The following is a 16,115-nucleotide window of genomic DNA, read 5'->3' as shown; positions in this document are numbered from 1 at the left end:
CCTTTATCCTTTAATCTATGCTTGTACCCCATACATTCATGCTTGACCCACACAAAAACTTCACCTGCACACGTCAAAAAAATTGATAGTTTATTTGAATAAAATAAGCATATTTTTCAACATATTTCATAATTTCCCTTTTTTTCTAATCCTTTTTTCATCTAAGTTCTAAAGATTTGTTTGCTATGCATAAATTTTCTCTATTTGGAGGGTTACATTTTCCTTTTCTTACCAGTAATTTTTTGTTGTAATTTGTCGATTTTCGTGTTAAACTTTTCCTAAGTTGTTTAAAAGTAGTGACTTATAACAGAAAATTACAATTCAGAGGTGAACTAAATGAAATCTACGGGAATTGTTCGTAAAGTAGACGAGCTAGGCCGAGTAGTGCTGCCAATCGAGCTGCGCAGAAATATGGGAATTGAAATCAAGGACTCTTTAGAAATTTTTGTGGAAGAAGATTCCATTGTTCTTAAGAAATATGAACCTGCTGATATTTTTTCCGGCAGTATGGAAGACCTGATTGACTATAAGGGCAAAAAGGTTTCCAAGGCTTCCATTTTGGAAATGGCAAAGTTGGCAGGCTTGGATTTGAAGTAAAACGTATAAAGAAAAGCAAAAGGGTATCGACTTTGTCGATATCCTTTGTTTTTTATATGATTTAATCCTAAAAAACCCACTTCCTATGATTTTATATCCCTTTTCTAAAAAGAAAAGCGGTATTTTTATTGACAAGTCTATATTGTATCTCATAAAATAACATTATTATGATTAAATTTTGACAAACGAAGGGTGGAAACGACATGAATACAACATTTCAAGGCAGCAAGGATTATGTGGCAAGTGACGAATTAATGCGCTCCGTCAATATTGCCATTGCCCTGCAAAAGCCTTTGCTCATCAAGGGTGAGCCCGGTACCGGCAAGACAATGCTGGCAGAAGCAATCTCCACCGCATTGGGAAAAGACCTTATTATTTGGAATATTAAGTCTACCACAAAAGCACAGGACGGCCTTTACGTTTATGACGTGGTTCAGCGCTTGTATGATAGCCAGTTCGGCAACGAAGGCGTAGATGATATTCAGAAATATGTAAAGCTTGGAAAATTAGGCGAGGCTTTTACCGCTGAAAAACAGGCAATTTTATTGATTGATGAGATTGATAAGGCGGACTTGGAATTCCCCAACGACTTACTTTGGGAGTTGGATAAAATGGAATTTTATATCCCCGAAACAAAAGAAACCGTTAAAGCAGCACAACGCCCCATTGTTATAATTACGTCAAACGCTGAAAAGGAATTGCCCGATGCTTTCTTACGTCGCTGCATTTTCCATTATATTGAGTTCCCTGACGAACAGCAGATGACAGAAATCATTAAAGTGCATTATCCCGATGTGGAAGAGCACCTTTTGGAGCAGGTTCTGGAAACCTTCTATTGGATTAGAGACCTGTATAACATTCAGAAAAAACCCAGCACATCAGAGGTAATCGACTGGATTCAGGCTTTGGTTCTGGGTGGCATTGACCCCGATAAAATCAAAGAAAAAGTACCCTTTGCTGGGGTATTGTTAAAAAAGAACGAGGATATTGACACCATGAGGAGATATTTAAAGTAAAAGCAGGTGAGCCGATATGTTTACTTCATTTTTTTATCTGCTTCGTGCCAGAGGGCTTAACGTTTCCCTGAACGAATGGATGTCTCTGGTGGAAGCATTGGACAAGGGCCTTCATGGCTCCAGCTTTACGGGCTTTTACTATCTTTGCCGCAGTGTGCTTGTAAAAAGTGAAACGGACTTTGATAAATTCGATGGTGCCTTCCTTGAATTCTTTAAAGATATGGAATTTGCCACCGATGAATTGCCCAAGGAGCTTTTGGATTGGTTGGAAAATCCCGCTGATGAACCGGGAAAAGAATTTGATATGGCTCGTGCCATGGAAAATGAGCAACTGTCTCAGAGCGAAATACAAAAAATGTTTCTTGAGAGACTGGAGGAACAAAAAGAAGAACACAACGGCGGCAGCTATTGGGTGGGCACAGGTGGTGTTTCTGTTTTCGGCAACAGCGGCTTCAGCCCAAGGGGAATCCGCGTTGGCGGTCAAGGCGGTCAGCGCCGTGCGTTTCAGGTGGCAGGAGAGCGGAAATTCCGTGACTTCCGTCAGGATAATACCCTAGATACCCGCCAGTTTCAAATGGCATTTCGTAAGCTTCGTCAATTTTCCGCCCGCACAGAGGAAGCGAGAACAGAATTTGACATCGACGAAACTATCCGTGAAACTTGCGATAATGCAGGGAATCTAAAGGTGGTTTATGAAAAGCCACGAAAAAATACAGTAAAGCTTTTGCTATTGATGGATAGTGGCGGCTCTATGGAATATTACAGCAGGCTTTGCAGTGCGCTGTTCCAAGCTGTAAGCAAATCCAACCATTTTAAGGATTTAAAGGTATACTATTTTCACAATTGCATTTATTCTAGATTATACACTGAGGCAGATTTAAGTCCTCGTGATACCATTTCCACTGAATGGGTGTTAAACAACCTCAGCAGTGAATATAAAGTTATCATCGTAGGAGATGCCCAAATGGAGCCTTCAGAGCTGTTAAACCCCAGTTTCTATTCCTTCGGGGTAAGAAACGAGGTAACAGGTATGGAATGGCTACAAAAATTTAAGGATAAGTACCCTCACATTGTTTGGCTAAACCCTTCCGAACGTCCTACTTGGGGCGGTTGGTGGGCAAAAACCTATGATATCATTCATAAAGAATTTGATATGTATCGCTTATCCCTAGAGGAACTGAATGTCGCTTTGAAAAAGCTCATGGTTTCCAGATAATTTCTGCTGTATCGGCAAATACCGATACAGCTTTTTTATATCTTAGAAACTCTTTAATCGCCGATTTGTTCCCCTTCATAAATTTCCAGTCAAGAAAAAAGAGCATTCCCAAAAGTCAGATTATGACCTTAGGAACACCCTTTTGCCCTGATAAAGAGCTATTTTCTCCACCGTTGCTTTCTATAAACTTATTTTTTTCAGTACTACAGCAAAACCCAGAATATCAGAAAAAATATCGATTTCCAAGAAATGATTGGGCATACACACTATCCCTACCCCGTCTGGTGTTTTATACCCAATATCTCCCCGTCATCAAACCAAAGGCTTAGGGAGGGTTTGGTACTATTTTTTCTATATACTATTTTCTGTTGCAGTCCTATTTTCAAAATAAACCCCTCAATTAGGATAGTTAATCTGATCAACAAAAAAGGAAGGTTTGGAGGGAGGTACGCAAGGTACGTCTTCCTTTATCGTTCACAGGCCACATCCAAAAGAGAAATCTAATTTAAAAACAGGTAGCCTTTTAAGCTTATTTCCAAGAACAATCAGTGGAATATGATCACTGGCAGAAAAGAGCATTTATAGATGGCTTCTTCACAAGGAACGGTCGCCTAAGGGCGGACTTGTAAAAAACCTTGATATGACGGTATTATGTCTGTTTACTGCAATGCTCTTCTCTTTCAGGGATTTATATAAGACTTTTCCTTATGCCTCCTTGTTAATATAACCGATATTGGTACGGATTACATCACAGGAATGTTGAAACGCTTTCAGTTCTTCTTCATTTAAGGTTAGTTCAAACACTTCTTCCACACCATTTTTCCCAATAACACAAGGAGTACTGATAAAAATATCATTCTGCCCATATTCACCGTTTAACTGTGTACTGCAAGGCATAACCACCTTTTCATCATGGAAAATTGCATAAACAAAACGTGCAAGGGTTGACGAAATACCATACTCTGTGCAGCCTTTCCCAGCGAAAGTCACCCAGCCGCCCTTGGTTGCTTCCTCCAAAACTGCAGCCTGATCCACTTTGTATTTATCATTCTCTTTAGCAAGCTCTGCAAGAGGTTTTCCATTTACTGTCACATGAGACCAAGGTGCCATTTGGGAATCTCCGTGCTCACCCATGGTATATGCCACCAGTGATTTATGATCAATGCCAGTTTCTCTGGACAAAACGGCCTTGAAACGAGAGCTATCCAAGCCTGTGCCTGTACCAAATACACGGGATTTATCAAAACCGGAAAGCTTATGCACCTGTCTTGCAATAATGTCACAAGGGTTTGTAATATTAATGAAAATGCCGTTAAACCCTGCATCCACCACCTGCTTTACAAAGCTGTTTACCATGCCGATGGATACATTCAATTCATCCAAACGGTTATTACTCTTAGTAATAACACCAACGCTGACAACCACCACATCACAATCCTTTAAATCAGCATATCCGCCGGTGCGTACCTCTACCCGATGGGGCAAATAAGCAACGCTATCCCTTAAATCCTGACACTCGCTGATTGCTTTTTGTTCATTTATATCTACTAAAACCAATTCATCCACAATGCCTTGTACCGCTAAGCTATAGGCACAATGGGCACCAACATGACCGACTCCGACAATACCAACACTTCTTGTTTTCATTTGAAAAACCTCCTAATATGAAATTGTATTTTGTTATATTCCAAAATGGAATGATTATAAGCCAAAGCCAGAAAAAAGAATATGTGTATATATCATACTCAACGTCATATAAATCGTTAAAATGACGGCAAATGCTGCCATGGTTCGTTTCAAAACTTCCCCTTCTTTGCCAATCACCCCTACCGTTGCACATGCAGCAACAACGTTATTGGGACAAATTAAATTCCCCAATGAGCCTCCCGCATTCTGCCCCGCAAAAACTGTAATGGGATTTAATCCCAGCATGTTTGCCGCATTTAAATGCATAGGTGCAAACATAATATTGGAGCCAAGGCCTGTGCCTGTAATAAAGGAGCCTGCGGAACCAATGGCAACTGCCGCCGCAGGATACAAGGGGCCTGCTGTATTGGCAATGGTGGAAGCAATTAACTGTATCATGCCGGTTTGGCTATTTTGCATAATGTAAGAAACCGTCAATAAGGAACCCATGGTAACCAATACAGGAACCACACGCATGATCGTCTGCTTCATGGTATCGAAGAAACCTTCTGCACTGACACCCAAAATGACGCAACCTATGCAGGCACACAAAAACACCACAACGTCAACCCAAACAATGTATCCGAAAGTCGTCAAAATCGAGAAAGGTACCGTATAGCGTACCACGGGGAGTAATACTACCAATACCAAATAAGGAGACAATGCGTGGAAAGAAGAATAACGGCGCAACTCCGTATTTTCTTTGCCGCTAAAACCATTTTCTCCTTTATAACGAAACTCCTCAGGGGTTTTGATTTTTACCAGCTTTAAATAAATAATTGAACATACAATAGACAGTAAGCCTGTTCCAAGACTGGTGATTTCAGGCCCGATAAAGTTTGAAAGGCCAAACATAATGAGTCCTGTGCTGATTCCTGCAAATAATAAATAAGGTATAATTCCTTTAAAGCCTTTTTTCCCAAAAGCAATCATTACAATCAAAAATGGAATCACAAAAACACCAAACATATGAATTCTACCAACCATGGCAGAATTTAGGGAAGCTGTACTAATACCCTGCTCCACCAAATAAGAGCCTCCAGTGATGGTGGTAAGACCTGCTCCCCCCCATGAACATGGTGTGGCATCCCCCAACAGTGCAACCACAATGGCAACAATTGGATCAAAACCCAGACCAACCAAAAACGGAGCAGCGATTGCCGCTGGGGAACCTGCTCCGGCAGCACCCTCTAAAAAGATAGGCACCATAAGCCCAACAATAATCAGCTGTGCTCTACGGTCATCGGTAACCCCTGCCAAAGTATTTTGCACTTGCTTCATGGCGCCTGAGCGTTGCATCAGGTTTAGCAGCAAAAAGGAAGAGAAAACCAGCATAACAATTTTTGTACCTTCCTTGATACCCTTCCATAACAGCCCATCTACCATGGTGACGGTATCTTTAAACACTGCATCTGCGGGGCTAAAATATGTAAAAGCAAGAATAATAATATACACTAGCCCTACCGGTGCGACCTTCATTGCAGGTTTTTTCAGAACAACTATTCCCACCAAAATTAATACCAAGGGGCTAAGTGCCATTACAAAATCCATCATAACCATCTCCTTTTTTTGACTGTTTTCAATATGTTCTTTGTTTCATGCAAATCCATTTTTCAAAAATAAAAGGACTCATGGCGATCGCCACGAGTCCCTTTCCTCTTTTATGCCTAAGAGTGTTCTTTCCTGTCTCTTCTCATATTATAGAGGTATTTCTCACATGACAATCAGCACTATTCTTCTCTTTGCCCATAATAATCACCACGAGGACCAGAAGGATAGCGCTAATAATCAGCTCAATACCATATTGAGTTGTACACAACGCAACATAATTCATAGGAAATACCTCCCTTATTCTTTCTAAAAATGGAATAGCAAAACAATACCACTTTCTTTTATGGGTGTCAACGCCGCCCATTTCCCCTGTTTTTCACAAATTGTACAACTTTTTATACAAAATATTTTTTGCACCGACAAAAATACTAATGTTTTATAACTAAATGTATTTATTGGCATACATAATTCCGAAATTATTTTTTTAAATGTATTTTGTGTACATTATTGCCTATTTTTTTTCTACACCAATGTGCAAAAATAAATACAAAAACACCCCCAGGCAGATGCCCAGGGGGTTCACACAAACAAATATCCATGAGGAGAAGTATTATCAATGGTTTTTATACAATACTATCCAGCTTTTGCTTCAAAACAGTTGGAGGGGTTACACCAACGACAGCGTCAACAGGTTTACCATCCTTAAAAAACAGCATATTTGGAACGCTCATTATCTGATATTTTTGTGCCAAATCCATAGACTCGTCAATATCAACCTTAAAAACCTTTGCCTTGCCTTCATATTCAGCAGAAAGCTGTTCCAAAACAGGTCCCATCATCTTACAAGGTCCACACCATGTAGCTGAAAAATCAACTAAAACCGGGACTTTACTCTCTAGTACTTCTTTTTGAAATTTATCTGATTTAATCTGCAACATTTTTCATTCCTCCTAGTTCTGATTTTCTCCAAAAATACGAAACCTATTCTTTGATTTGAGTATAGCATAGGCATTCAAATAAATCAATATTTTTTACTAAATAATAATAGTTCTTATTGACTTAGTCACATAACTCAACACTTGCCAAAACTCTTTTATTACTCCTGCAGCTTGCAGTGATAAATATATAAATTAAATTATATTCATTGCTTTATTTTTTATTATTAGAATAAATCTTTCTGAATAGGGTAATACTGATTATTGAGAATGTTATTCTCCCCCATATAATAACATTCTTTCTACTTCTTCCCCTTAAAAAAGGGTATCCTTACAGTCGCAATGACGGAAAGGGTACCCTTTTTCCTATTTATTTTAAAGCTTCTATAATCAAAAGGTACGCCTCTTCAACCCGAGGCATAAGTTTTTTTGCCAAAGCTATATTTCCCTCTCTTAGAGCCTCTGTAGCAGGACGCAATACTTCATAAAGGGACTCCATGGATAAATTTGCAGCAATTCCTAATAATGTATGGGCCACACGAAAAGCCAAAGAGGCTTCCTCCTCCGCTAGAGCTTGTCTCAATCTTTCCATATTTAAGTCCCTGGGAAATTTTAATAAAAATGTCTCATAGAGTCCCTCATTATTCATAAATCGTTCCATGCCGCTATGCAGATTCACCCCTGCTACTGTCAGCTTGGCTTTCTCCAATTTTTCCACATCCACACCCACTTTGCTGTGATTGCATCATCTCTTTTATTTCTCGGGAGAGTTTCAAAAATTCTTCCATCAATGCAGGATTGAAGATACCGCATTCCCCACCTATAATCATTTCAACCGCTTTTTCATGGGAATATGCCTGTTTATAAATCCTTTCACTGGTTAATGCATCATACACATCCGCCAAAGAAACAATCTGAGACCATGGTGATATTTCGTCTCCCTTTAGTCCATCAGGATAACCCCTGCCATCCCACCGTTCATGATGATGCCTACATATATCATAAGCATAATGATAAACAGAATTATGATGAATTGCAGGAATCTGATCTAATAATTCGCAGCCTCTAACAGTATGGGTTTTCATAATCAAAAACTCCTCAGCTGTAAGCCTGCCCGGCTTATTTAAAATATAGTCGGGAATTGCGATTTTTCCCACATCATGCATAATTGCCGCAGTGGCAATCTTATCTATTTCCGCTTTCTTCAAACCTTTTCCAAAGGCTGTCTTTTGCAGAAAAAATAATGTCAAATCATGAATTCGTTTGACATGTTCTCCGCTTTCACAATCTCGAAATTCAATAGCGGTAGCCAATGCCCCAATCATTGCATTGTTCAAGCCCTGAATTTCTTTCGTTTTCTCATCCAACTCTATTTCTTGCAATTGTACCTGTTGGTTTAATTGATTGCGCATGGTACAAAGCTCCATAATGCTTTCTATCCGTTTTTTCACAATATGGGCAATAATTGGGCGTTCTATAACGTCCATAACACCCAATTCATACCCACGAAGGGTAGACTCCTCCGTGCACTCTGCCGTAATCAAAAAAACCGGCACCTTTTCCATGAAGTTTCGCTCATGCAAAATCTCCAGAACACCAAAACCGTCCATTACCGGCATAATAATATCCAGCACCACTGCTGCTAAGATTTCCCCATGAGCATCAATAACCTCCAGGGCCTCTATCCCGTTTTCAGCCTCCAAAATTGTATACTTATCTTGAAAAATTTCACGGAGGATTACACGGTTTACTTCAACATCATCTACTACCAATATCGCCCTTCTTTCATTCGCCGCCATGCTTTTCCTCCATTTCAGATTTTTATTCAAACGACTCGCAAATGATTCCCTTCGGCTACCCCTTGATAAAACAAGAGCTTGTACCCCTTTCAACTATTTCGAAAGCCCCGCAAAAGTGGGCGGGGTTTTCCGAAAATCCGTTAACACATTAATTGGTAAATTTTACCTTACTTTTTAATTATAACATAAGGGAAACAGAGGGTAAAGATTTCTTAGATGCAAAAACAAATTCCTACATTAAAATTGCTCAATATCTATAATCTCCGGATCATATCCTTGTTTCAGAGCCTTTTGGCAAATGGAATAAAACATATCTGTATAGTCGCTCAGATAAAAGGTTCTTTCACCTGCCTTTTCCTCAAGGTTTACAATGCCCTTTTCCTGCAAAAAAAGCTTTACTTGTTTTGCCGTGGCTTTTGCCGGATCAACCAGCTTTACTTCATCCCCCACAATGCCACCGATACATTTCTTCAACAAGGGATAATGGGTGCAACCCAAAACCAAAGAGTCGATGCCCTTTGCCAACAAATCCTCCAAATATTTTTCCGCTGCCAATCGAGCCACCTGGTTATCCGTCCAGCCTTCCTCAGCCAATGGAACAAACAGGGGACACGCTCTGGAAAACACCTGCATTTCCCCATCTTTTTTGCAAATCATTTTTTCATATGCCCCAGAGCGCACTGTAGCCGCCGTACCGATTACACCGATTTTTTTGTTGTGGGTGGATCGAAGGGCTTCACCCACCCCTGCATCCACCACCCCAAAAATAGGTACATCGAAGGCGCTATGCAGCTCTTCCAAGCTATTGGAGCTGGCCGTATTGCAGGCAACAATAATCGCCTTTACTTCCTTGGTAAGCAAAAAGCGTACATTTTGCTTGGAAAACTTCGTCACCGCCTCCTTTGACTTGCTGCCATAGGGTAAGCGGGCTGTATCGCCAAAATAAACGATATTTTCATGAGGCATGACCTTCATGACCTGTTTTACAACTGTCAATCCGCCCACTCCCGAGTCAAATATACCAATCGGTCTTTTATCCATAAGGTTCCTTCTTTCTTTTCAGCCTCGGATTCCATTATCACGGGTGAGGGCCAATTCAATCAAGCAATCCATTAGTTCTGCTTTTGTTACTCCAGCCGTTTCCCACAGCATAGGATACATACTAATAGCAGTAAAGCCGGGCATAGTGTTGATTTCATTAAACAAAACCCGCCCTGTTTCCTCCTCCATAAAAAAGTCAACCCGCGACAAACCGCTGCCATCTACCGCCTGATAAATTTTTGCGGCAATCTTTCGTATGGTTTTCTCTTCCTCAGCTGTAATAGGAGCAGGGATTACAGTACGGGACTCGCTATTGTTATATTTCGCATCATAATCATAAAATTCTGCCGCCGGCAACACCTCGCCGACACCGCTCACTACAGGCGCCTCATTGCCAAGAACAGAGCATTCAAATTCTCTGCCAATAATCGCCTCTTCCACAATAATTTTACGGTCATACTCTGCCGCCAAGTTGATTGCATTGACTAAGGTTTCTTTGTTTTTAGCCTTGCTAATGCCCACGGATGAGCCTGTATTTGCGGGTTTTACAAAGCAAGGATAGCCCAGCTTCTTTTCCACCCGCTCCACCAATTTATCCATATCTTCCAGCTCCTCTTTTTGAAACCAGATGTATTTCGCTTGAGGAACTGCTGCATTTTTTGCAATTAATTTGGTAAAAACCTTATCCATGCAGACAGCAGAGGATAAAACACCGCAGCCTACATAAGGGATACATGCCATTTCCAAGAGACCTTGAATGGTTCCGTCTTCCCCCCATGCACCATGCAGAGCTGGAATTACCACATCCACAGGAATTACCTTTACATGTCCGTTTACTATTTTCAAAAGGGCTTTTTGCTTAGCATCAGGGCTTATAATTGCGGGGGTTGCATATTTCTCCCATTGGCCTGTTTTGATATGCTCTGTAGGGCCTGTATAAACAAGCCATTCTCCTTCTTTTGTAATACCGACTGGGATAACCTGATACTTTTTACTATCTATTTCATTAATCATCGTTGTTGCAGACATTCTGGAAACTTCGTGTTCTGACGACTGTCCGCCGAATAATACGATTACAGTTTTTCTATTCATATACAAACCTCTTTTCTGCTCCTAAAAGCCGAGTCCAATCAGTACCATTATATGCAATCTATCATTGGCTGACAATAAAAAAATTGATAATTCCTTTTTTCAGCTTATTCATGGCAAAAAAAACAAGTCGTCCCCCGTGTTGAACAGAGGAACGACCTTTCACATCAAAGTTGTTTCGCCACAAATGCTTCCATTGGATTAAGCATTACCCTTTAAAAGATGGGAAATGGATTTATACAATAAAAACGTCATAGTGCCGTTGATACCCGCCTTTAACAAGTTAAAAGGAATGATGATAGGAACCAGCATAGGAATAACTTTTTCTAAAGGCATATTCATGAATAAGGGTGTGAATATCATGTTCATGATAACCATAGCCCCAGTCTGCACTAAAGCACCAACCACTAGAGCAAGAACTGCGTTTTTTCTGGTTTTATTTTTCTTATAAATGCTTCCTGCAACGAAGGCACATGCGCCTGTTGCAAAAATATGCATTACGATGCCTATAATCCCACTGCCTGCACTCACCGTTAAACCCTGCACTATGGAAACAACGATTGCAAGCAATAAGCCTGCAACGGGACCAAAGGCAAAAGCACCAATTAAAATTGGGATATCGGCAGGGTCATATTCCAAGAATGCCGCCGCAGGGATCAAAGGAAAGTGAATTGCAGACACCAACACAATAGAGATAGCCCCTAGCATTGCCAAAGACACCATAACCCTTGTGGACATTTTTTTGTTGTTTTTTGTTACTGTTACTTTTGAAGATACGTTTTCCATTTACTTCTCCTCCATTTTCGTCTAAAATTTTCAGGTTATCGCCAAGAAATAAAAGCGAACTTCTTCTTTCTAACGGGCTTTATCCCACAGCAAAAGAAAAAGCCTGAAAATCTTCAGGCTAAATAAGCAAAATAAAGGCTGACGGAAATTCGCAGAAAAAAATACTTTTTTCCACAAAAAAACATCAAACTTTTATTCTTCTTCCATCCAGACTATACTGTCGGTTTTGGAGTTACACCAAATCCTGCGCAAGTGCGCTCGCGGACTTTACCGCCGATCGGGAATTTCACCCTGCCCTGAAGAATTTCATATATTTAATTACAGTCACATTATAAATCCAAGAGAAAGGAAAGTCAACACCAAATAACAAGATTTTTCTGCATTCTTATGGAGATTTCGCCAATTTTGTCCTGAAAAGTTAAGGTTTGGGCTATCTCTTCTCTTGGGCATCCGATGAATTTTTACGCTGGTCTTCCCCTTTTTTTCTGAAAAAGCTCAAGCCTAAATTTAGTAAAACCAGCGCCAATAAAAATCCTAAAAACAAAGGCAGCACCGGGGGTATGTCCTGACCCTGTTTAGCTGCAGTTGTCAACATAAATAATAGCAAAGCATTCACTCCCTTTCGTTTTTTAATCTCTTATTACAAACCCATGGAATACGGTTTCTGTAAAGTAACAAAAGTAATTCTAATGATTCAAAAGATGGGATTGTTTCAATCTTTTTCTATACTGTTTTTAAAGATATTTTACTTGAAACATCTATTTTAGATACTATATAATATATCATACCTGATTTTTGTGCACAAAAAAAGCCCTTATTGCAAAGCAATGGGCTTTTTACATTTCTTAATCCTGTGTATAAGGCATCAGGGCTACGTGTCTTGCTCTTTTGATAGCAGTTGTCAACGCTCTCTGGTGCTTAGCGCAGTTGCCTGTAATTCTTCTGGGAAGGATTTTGCCTCTTTCAGAAACATATCTTCTCAGCTTATTTACATCTTTGTAGTCTACGGTTGTTATTTTATCCGCACAACATTGGCAAACGCGTTTTTTTCTACGACCACGTTTTTTCTGAATCATGTCTAAGTCCTCCTTCTTTACTGAATTTTAGAAGGGCAGATCGTCGTCTTCGATGCTTTCATCGATTGGGTAAAAGCCATCATCTTGGGCTGTCTGCTTGGGTGCAGCGGGGGCATCGGCCTTATGGCCTTCGAAGGATGCTTTGCTTTCGGCAAAGTATTGCTCCTCTACCACAACGTCTGTGCTCCAGCGTTTTTTGCCCTCGTTATCGTCCCAGGAGCGAACCTGAAGTCTACCGATAACGCTAACCATCTGACCTTTTTTGAAGTATTTTTCCGCGAATTCGCCTGCTTTACCAAAGGAAACACAATTGATAAAGTCAGCGTCGGGCTCGCCTTGGCGTTTGAAACGGCGGTTCACCGCCAAAGAGTATCTGGCTACGGCCAAAGGTTCATTTCCCTGAGAATATCTAACCTCGGGGTCCTTGGTCAATCGACCCATAAGAATCACTTTGTTCATAGGATTACCTCCTTCTTACGCCTCTTTGCGGATAATGAGATAACGTAAAACGTTTTCCATAATACGCATACGAGCTTCAACTTCTGCGGGAGCATTAGCGGGAGCTTCGAATGTTGTGAAGCTTAAGAAACCTTCGTTTACTTTTTTAATTTCGTAAGCAAGCTTTCTTTTGCCCCAATCATCAACTTTTTCGATTTTCGCGCCGAATCTTTCCAAAGTAGCCTGAACTTTCGCTACTTCTTCTACTCTGCCTTCTTCGTCCAGTGCGGGACTTAAAACCATAGCTAATTCGTACTTGTTCATGTGGGTTACACCTCCTTTTGGACATATGGCTCTCCCCTTATTGGGAGAACAAGGATTTGAGTCGGCACAATTACCGACTCTAAAATAAAATATCACAAAAAACACGGTAGTGCAAGCTTTTTTTCCTCTTTCTCATGATTTCGAAGGCTTTTCTGCTTAATCTCCATATTCCTGTTCCAATTTTTTCATTCTGCGCTCCTCCAAACGAACGAACATGGCTCTGGCCAGAAAGAACACAACACAAAAAGTAACAATATAAGAAATTGCGAATTCTTTAGATACTTGTCTGCCGCTAAACAGCCAAAACAGAAAGAAAAACACAATTCCCACAAGGGCTCCTGCAATATTTCTTTTTGGACTCATCTGCTGGCGAAGATTTGTAGCCAGGACTACCCCCAATTGACGACTGCGCACCATTTGGTAGATAGGAGCCACAATCATAATCACATACTCCGTAATGCACTGGGTTAAATCCATTTTAAAAAATAACACTTTTACCAAAAAGGCCGCCACAACAAAAAGATATGCTAACTGAAATAATTCCCCATAAATCTTATTTTTAGACTGCTCCACTCTTTCATCTTTTATCTTCATTTTAATTACCTCCTATTATTCAAATTTTCAATCGTCGCTCCACTGTTCTTCCAGCTTCTTTTTTCTTTCCTTTTCCGCCGGAATGATAATGCCCCCAAGGGCAACAGCAATAAAACCATAAATCAGTAAGGTTGCAACCCAATTAATTACACTTTCTATGCCTCCAACCCAGCCTGCTAAAATAACCAAAATTGTGCTCATAAGTAACAAACTATACATTATTCTTTTGTTTAGCCTTCTGTCATCAGGAAAAGCAATCCCCAATTGCCTTGGGCGAATGTTGAAATACAAAGGCGTTAGCAATATAAAAATAAATTCTGTAATGCATTGTTGATAATTCATATCAAAATAAAAGAGCTTCGCTATAACAGAGATAAAGCAAAGGTAATAAATTGCGATAAACCACTCTGTTGAAATTTTGTTTTTGACCCGCTCCAAACGTTCATCTTCAAATTTTCTTTGGGCTAACATAAAATCCCCTCCTATTTTTTATTTTTCTTCTTCCCAAAACAAATCATCCAACGTTTTACCCAGTGCCTTGCATAGGGCAATACATAAATTGATAGTAGGATTATATTTTCCCGCTTCAATCATACCAATGGTCTGCCTTGTTACGCCCACCCTTTGGGCAAGCTCATCCTGAGAAAGGTCTAAAGCCGCTCTGGCAGACTTGATTTTTAAATTTTTCATTTCACCACTTCCTCTCTTGCTATACTCTTGTTATACAATATATTATTCTTAATGTCAATTATATTTTACATAAAATTTAAAATAAATTGCATTTTGCAACATAACTTGTGTTATAACCCCTTTCCAATTATAATAGTAGGTAAACGTGAACGAAGGAAGAAAGGTGAAACCAATGATTACAAAAGTGTATGAGAATCCAAATATTTATAAAATAGATGTACCTCTCCCTAATAATCCCCTGAAAAACTTAAATTGCTATGTAGTGCAGGATAACGGGGAAAGCCTGATTGTTGATACAGGCTTTAACCGCCCCGAATGCAAAGAAGCTTTACTTGACGGCTTACGAGAGCTAAATGTGGACTGGGAAAAAACAAATATGTTCCTTACCCATCTTCATTCTGACCACTCAGGCCTTGCCCCTGCGGTGATGCACGGAAAACCGGGTAATATCTATATGAGCAAAAACGACCATGACTATCTGGGTTGGATTTTAAATGGAAACCGATGGGATACCTTCGATGAAATTTACCGAAAAGAAGGCTTCACCAGAGAGCAATTGGATTGGCTGAAGGAAGAAAACCCTGCCAGAGGCTTTGAACCTGATTACTATTTTGATGCCATCACCGTAGGTGACGGTGATCATTTGAAAGTGGGCTCTTTTACATTTCAGTGTGTATTTGTTCCCGGCCATACACCGGGGCAAACCTGTTTATATCTACCCAAGGAAAAATTGATGCTCTCTGCCGACCACATTTTGTTTGATATTACACCAAACATCACGGCTTGGGTGAACATAGAGGATTCTCTGGGAGATTATTTAGACAGCTTAGTAAAAATTCGTGCCTTTGATATGAAAACAGTATTACCCGCTCACAGAAAAAATGAAATGGATGTTTATGTACGCATTGAAGAAATCATTCATCATCATTTGATTCGCTTGGAGGAAACCATTGATGCATTGGAGAAGTTCCCCAATGCCCATGCAACCCAAATCGGGTCTTGTTTAAAATGGTCCATGCGAGGGAAAACTTGGGAAGAATTTCCCCTTTCCCAGCGTTGGTTTGCTGTGGGTGAAACCATGTCCCATTTGGATTATTTAATCAAACGAGGCATGGTAGAAAAAACGGAAGGTGATTTTTACAGCTATTCCTTAACGGATAGCGGCAAGGCTTGCAAAGAAAAATTGAACCAACTCTGGCAAATATATGCTTAAATACAACTTTGGGAAATAGCCCTTCGTAAAAAGCTAAGGGTTCTGGACAAAAATAAAAAGGAAG

The 16,115-nt window shown here is 40.1% G+C and carries 19 protein-coding genes and 1 riboswitch; of the genes, 4 read left to right on the top strand and 15 right to left on the bottom strand.

Annotated elements, in window-relative coordinates; genetic code table 11:
- Positions 1-336 precede the first annotated feature (336 nt).
- The 3 genes from CPRO_RS00345 to CPRO_RS00335 all read left to right on the top strand — a co-directional run bounded on the left by CPRO_RS00345 (position 337) and on the right by CPRO_RS00335 (position 2,829).
- Positions 337-597 carry an AbrB/MazE/SpoVT family DNA-binding domain-containing protein gene (locus CPRO_RS00345; protein ID WP_066046600.1) on the top strand — a complete coding sequence of 87 codons (261 nt, stop codon included), beginning with the start codon at positions 337-339 and terminating at the stop codon, positions 595-597.
- 203 nt (positions 598-800) lie between these two features.
- Positions 801-1,613 (top strand): AAA family ATPase, encoded by an 813-nt coding sequence (locus tag CPRO_RS00340; RefSeq protein WP_066046598.1) that lies wholly within the window; start codon positions 801-803, stop codon positions 1,611-1,613.
- Positions 1,614-1,629: 16 nt separating this feature from the next.
- A complete protein-coding gene (locus CPRO_RS00335) occupies positions 1,630-2,829 on the top strand; it encodes a vWA domain-containing protein (RefSeq protein ID WP_066046596.1) in 1,200 nt (399 codons plus the stop codon).
- Positions 2,830-3,534: 705 nt separating this feature from the next.
- Here the strand turns inward: CPRO_RS00335 and CPRO_RS00330 are convergent.
- The 15 genes from CPRO_RS00330 to CPRO_RS00270 form a co-directional block, all read right to left on the bottom strand.
- A complete protein-coding gene (locus CPRO_RS00330) occupies positions 3,535-4,476 on the bottom strand; it encodes an L-lactate dehydrogenase (RefSeq protein ID WP_066046593.1) in 942 nt (313 codons plus the stop codon).
- A 54-nt stretch (positions 4,477-4,530) separates the two neighbouring features.
- A complete protein-coding gene (locus CPRO_RS00325) occupies positions 4,531-6,069 on the bottom strand; it encodes an L-lactate permease (RefSeq protein WP_157881602.1) in 1,539 nt (512 codons plus the stop codon).
- Between the two features lie 139 nt (positions 6,070-6,208).
- The gene (locus CPRO_RS15120) at positions 6,209-6,349 is read right to left on the bottom strand and encodes a hypothetical protein (RefSeq protein WP_157881601.1); all 141 of its coding nucleotides are present in this window, start codon (positions 6,347-6,349) and stop codon (positions 6,209-6,211) included.
- 340 nt (positions 6,350-6,689) lie between these two features.
- Positions 6,690-7,004, bottom strand: a complete 315-nt coding sequence (gene trxA, locus CPRO_RS00320; RefSeq protein WP_066046587.1) for a thioredoxin — start codon at positions 7,002-7,004, stop codon at positions 6,690-6,692.
- Between the two features lie 367 nt (positions 7,005-7,371).
- Positions 7,372-7,719, bottom strand: coding sequence for an Hpt domain-containing protein (locus CPRO_RS00315; RefSeq protein WP_066053548.1), 348 nt, complete (start codon positions 7,717-7,719; stop codon positions 7,372-7,374).
- Complete coding sequence (locus CPRO_RS14760; RefSeq protein ID WP_072743365.1) at positions 7,667-8,800, bottom strand: HD-GYP domain-containing protein; 1,134 nt, start codon at positions 8,798-8,800, stop codon at positions 7,667-7,669. The genes CPRO_RS00315 and CPRO_RS14760 overlap by 53 nt, the downstream gene beginning before the upstream one ends.
- 237 nt (positions 8,801-9,037) lie before the next feature.
- The gene (gene murI, locus CPRO_RS00310) at positions 9,038-9,841 is read right to left on the bottom strand and encodes a glutamate racemase (RefSeq protein ID WP_066046584.1); all 804 of its coding nucleotides are present in this window, start codon (positions 9,839-9,841) and stop codon (positions 9,038-9,040) included.
- Between the two features lie 18 nt (positions 9,842-9,859).
- Positions 9,860-10,933 (bottom strand): D-alanine--D-alanine ligase family protein, encoded by a 1,074-nt coding sequence (locus CPRO_RS00305; RefSeq protein WP_066046582.1) that lies wholly within the window; start codon positions 10,931-10,933, stop codon positions 9,860-9,862.
- 198 nt (positions 10,934-11,131) lie between these two features.
- Complete coding sequence (locus tag CPRO_RS00300; protein ID WP_200777648.1) at positions 11,132-11,716, bottom strand: ECF transporter S component; 585 nt, start codon at positions 11,714-11,716, stop codon at positions 11,132-11,134.
- 191 nt (positions 11,717-11,907) lie between these two features.
- A riboswitch (FMN riboswitch) is annotated at positions 11,908-12,024 on the bottom strand.
- Between the two features lie 537 nt (positions 12,025-12,561).
- Positions 12,562-12,792, bottom strand: a complete 231-nt coding sequence (gene rpsR, locus CPRO_RS00295) for a 30S ribosomal protein S18 (RefSeq protein ID WP_066046580.1) — start codon at positions 12,790-12,792, stop codon at positions 12,562-12,564.
- Between the two features lie 27 nt (positions 12,793-12,819).
- Complete coding sequence (locus CPRO_RS00290) at positions 12,820-13,251, bottom strand: single-stranded DNA-binding protein (protein ID WP_066046578.1); 432 nt, start codon at positions 13,249-13,251, stop codon at positions 12,820-12,822.
- Positions 13,252-13,266: 15 nt separating this feature from the next.
- On the bottom strand, positions 13,267-13,554 hold the full coding sequence (gene rpsF / locus CPRO_RS00285; RefSeq protein ID WP_066046575.1) for a 30S ribosomal protein S6: 288 nt from the start codon (positions 13,552-13,554) through the stop codon (positions 13,267-13,269).
- Positions 13,555-13,710: 156 nt separating this feature from the next.
- The gene (locus tag CPRO_RS00280) at positions 13,711-14,148 is read right to left on the bottom strand and encodes a DUF6773 family protein (protein WP_082754161.1); all 438 of its coding nucleotides are present in this window, start codon (positions 14,146-14,148) and stop codon (positions 13,711-13,713) included.
- 27 nt (positions 14,149-14,175) lie between these two features.
- Positions 14,176-14,619, bottom strand: coding sequence for a DUF6773 family protein (locus CPRO_RS00275; RefSeq protein WP_066046573.1), 444 nt, complete (start codon positions 14,617-14,619; stop codon positions 14,176-14,178).
- An 18-nt stretch (positions 14,620-14,637) separates the two neighbouring features.
- Positions 14,638-14,838 (bottom strand): helix-turn-helix transcriptional regulator, encoded by a 201-nt coding sequence (locus CPRO_RS00270; RefSeq protein ID WP_066046571.1) that lies wholly within the window; start codon positions 14,836-14,838, stop codon positions 14,638-14,640.
- Positions 14,839-15,010: 172 nt separating this feature from the next.
- Here CPRO_RS00270 and CPRO_RS00265 point away from each other — a divergent pair, with 172 nt between their 5' ends.
- Positions 15,011-16,051, top strand: coding sequence for an MBL fold metallo-hydrolase (locus CPRO_RS00265; protein WP_066046569.1), 1,041 nt, complete (start codon positions 15,011-15,013; stop codon positions 16,049-16,051).
- Positions 16,052-16,115: the final 64 nt, after the last annotated feature.

Source organism: Anaerotignum propionicum DSM 1682 (genome assembly GCF_001561955.1).
GTDB lineage: Bacteria > Bacillota > Clostridia > Lachnospirales > Anaerotignaceae > Chakrabartyella > Chakrabartyella propionicum.
Note: the sequence above shows the minus strand (reverse complement) of the source record. Positions and strands in the feature narration are given on the sequence as shown.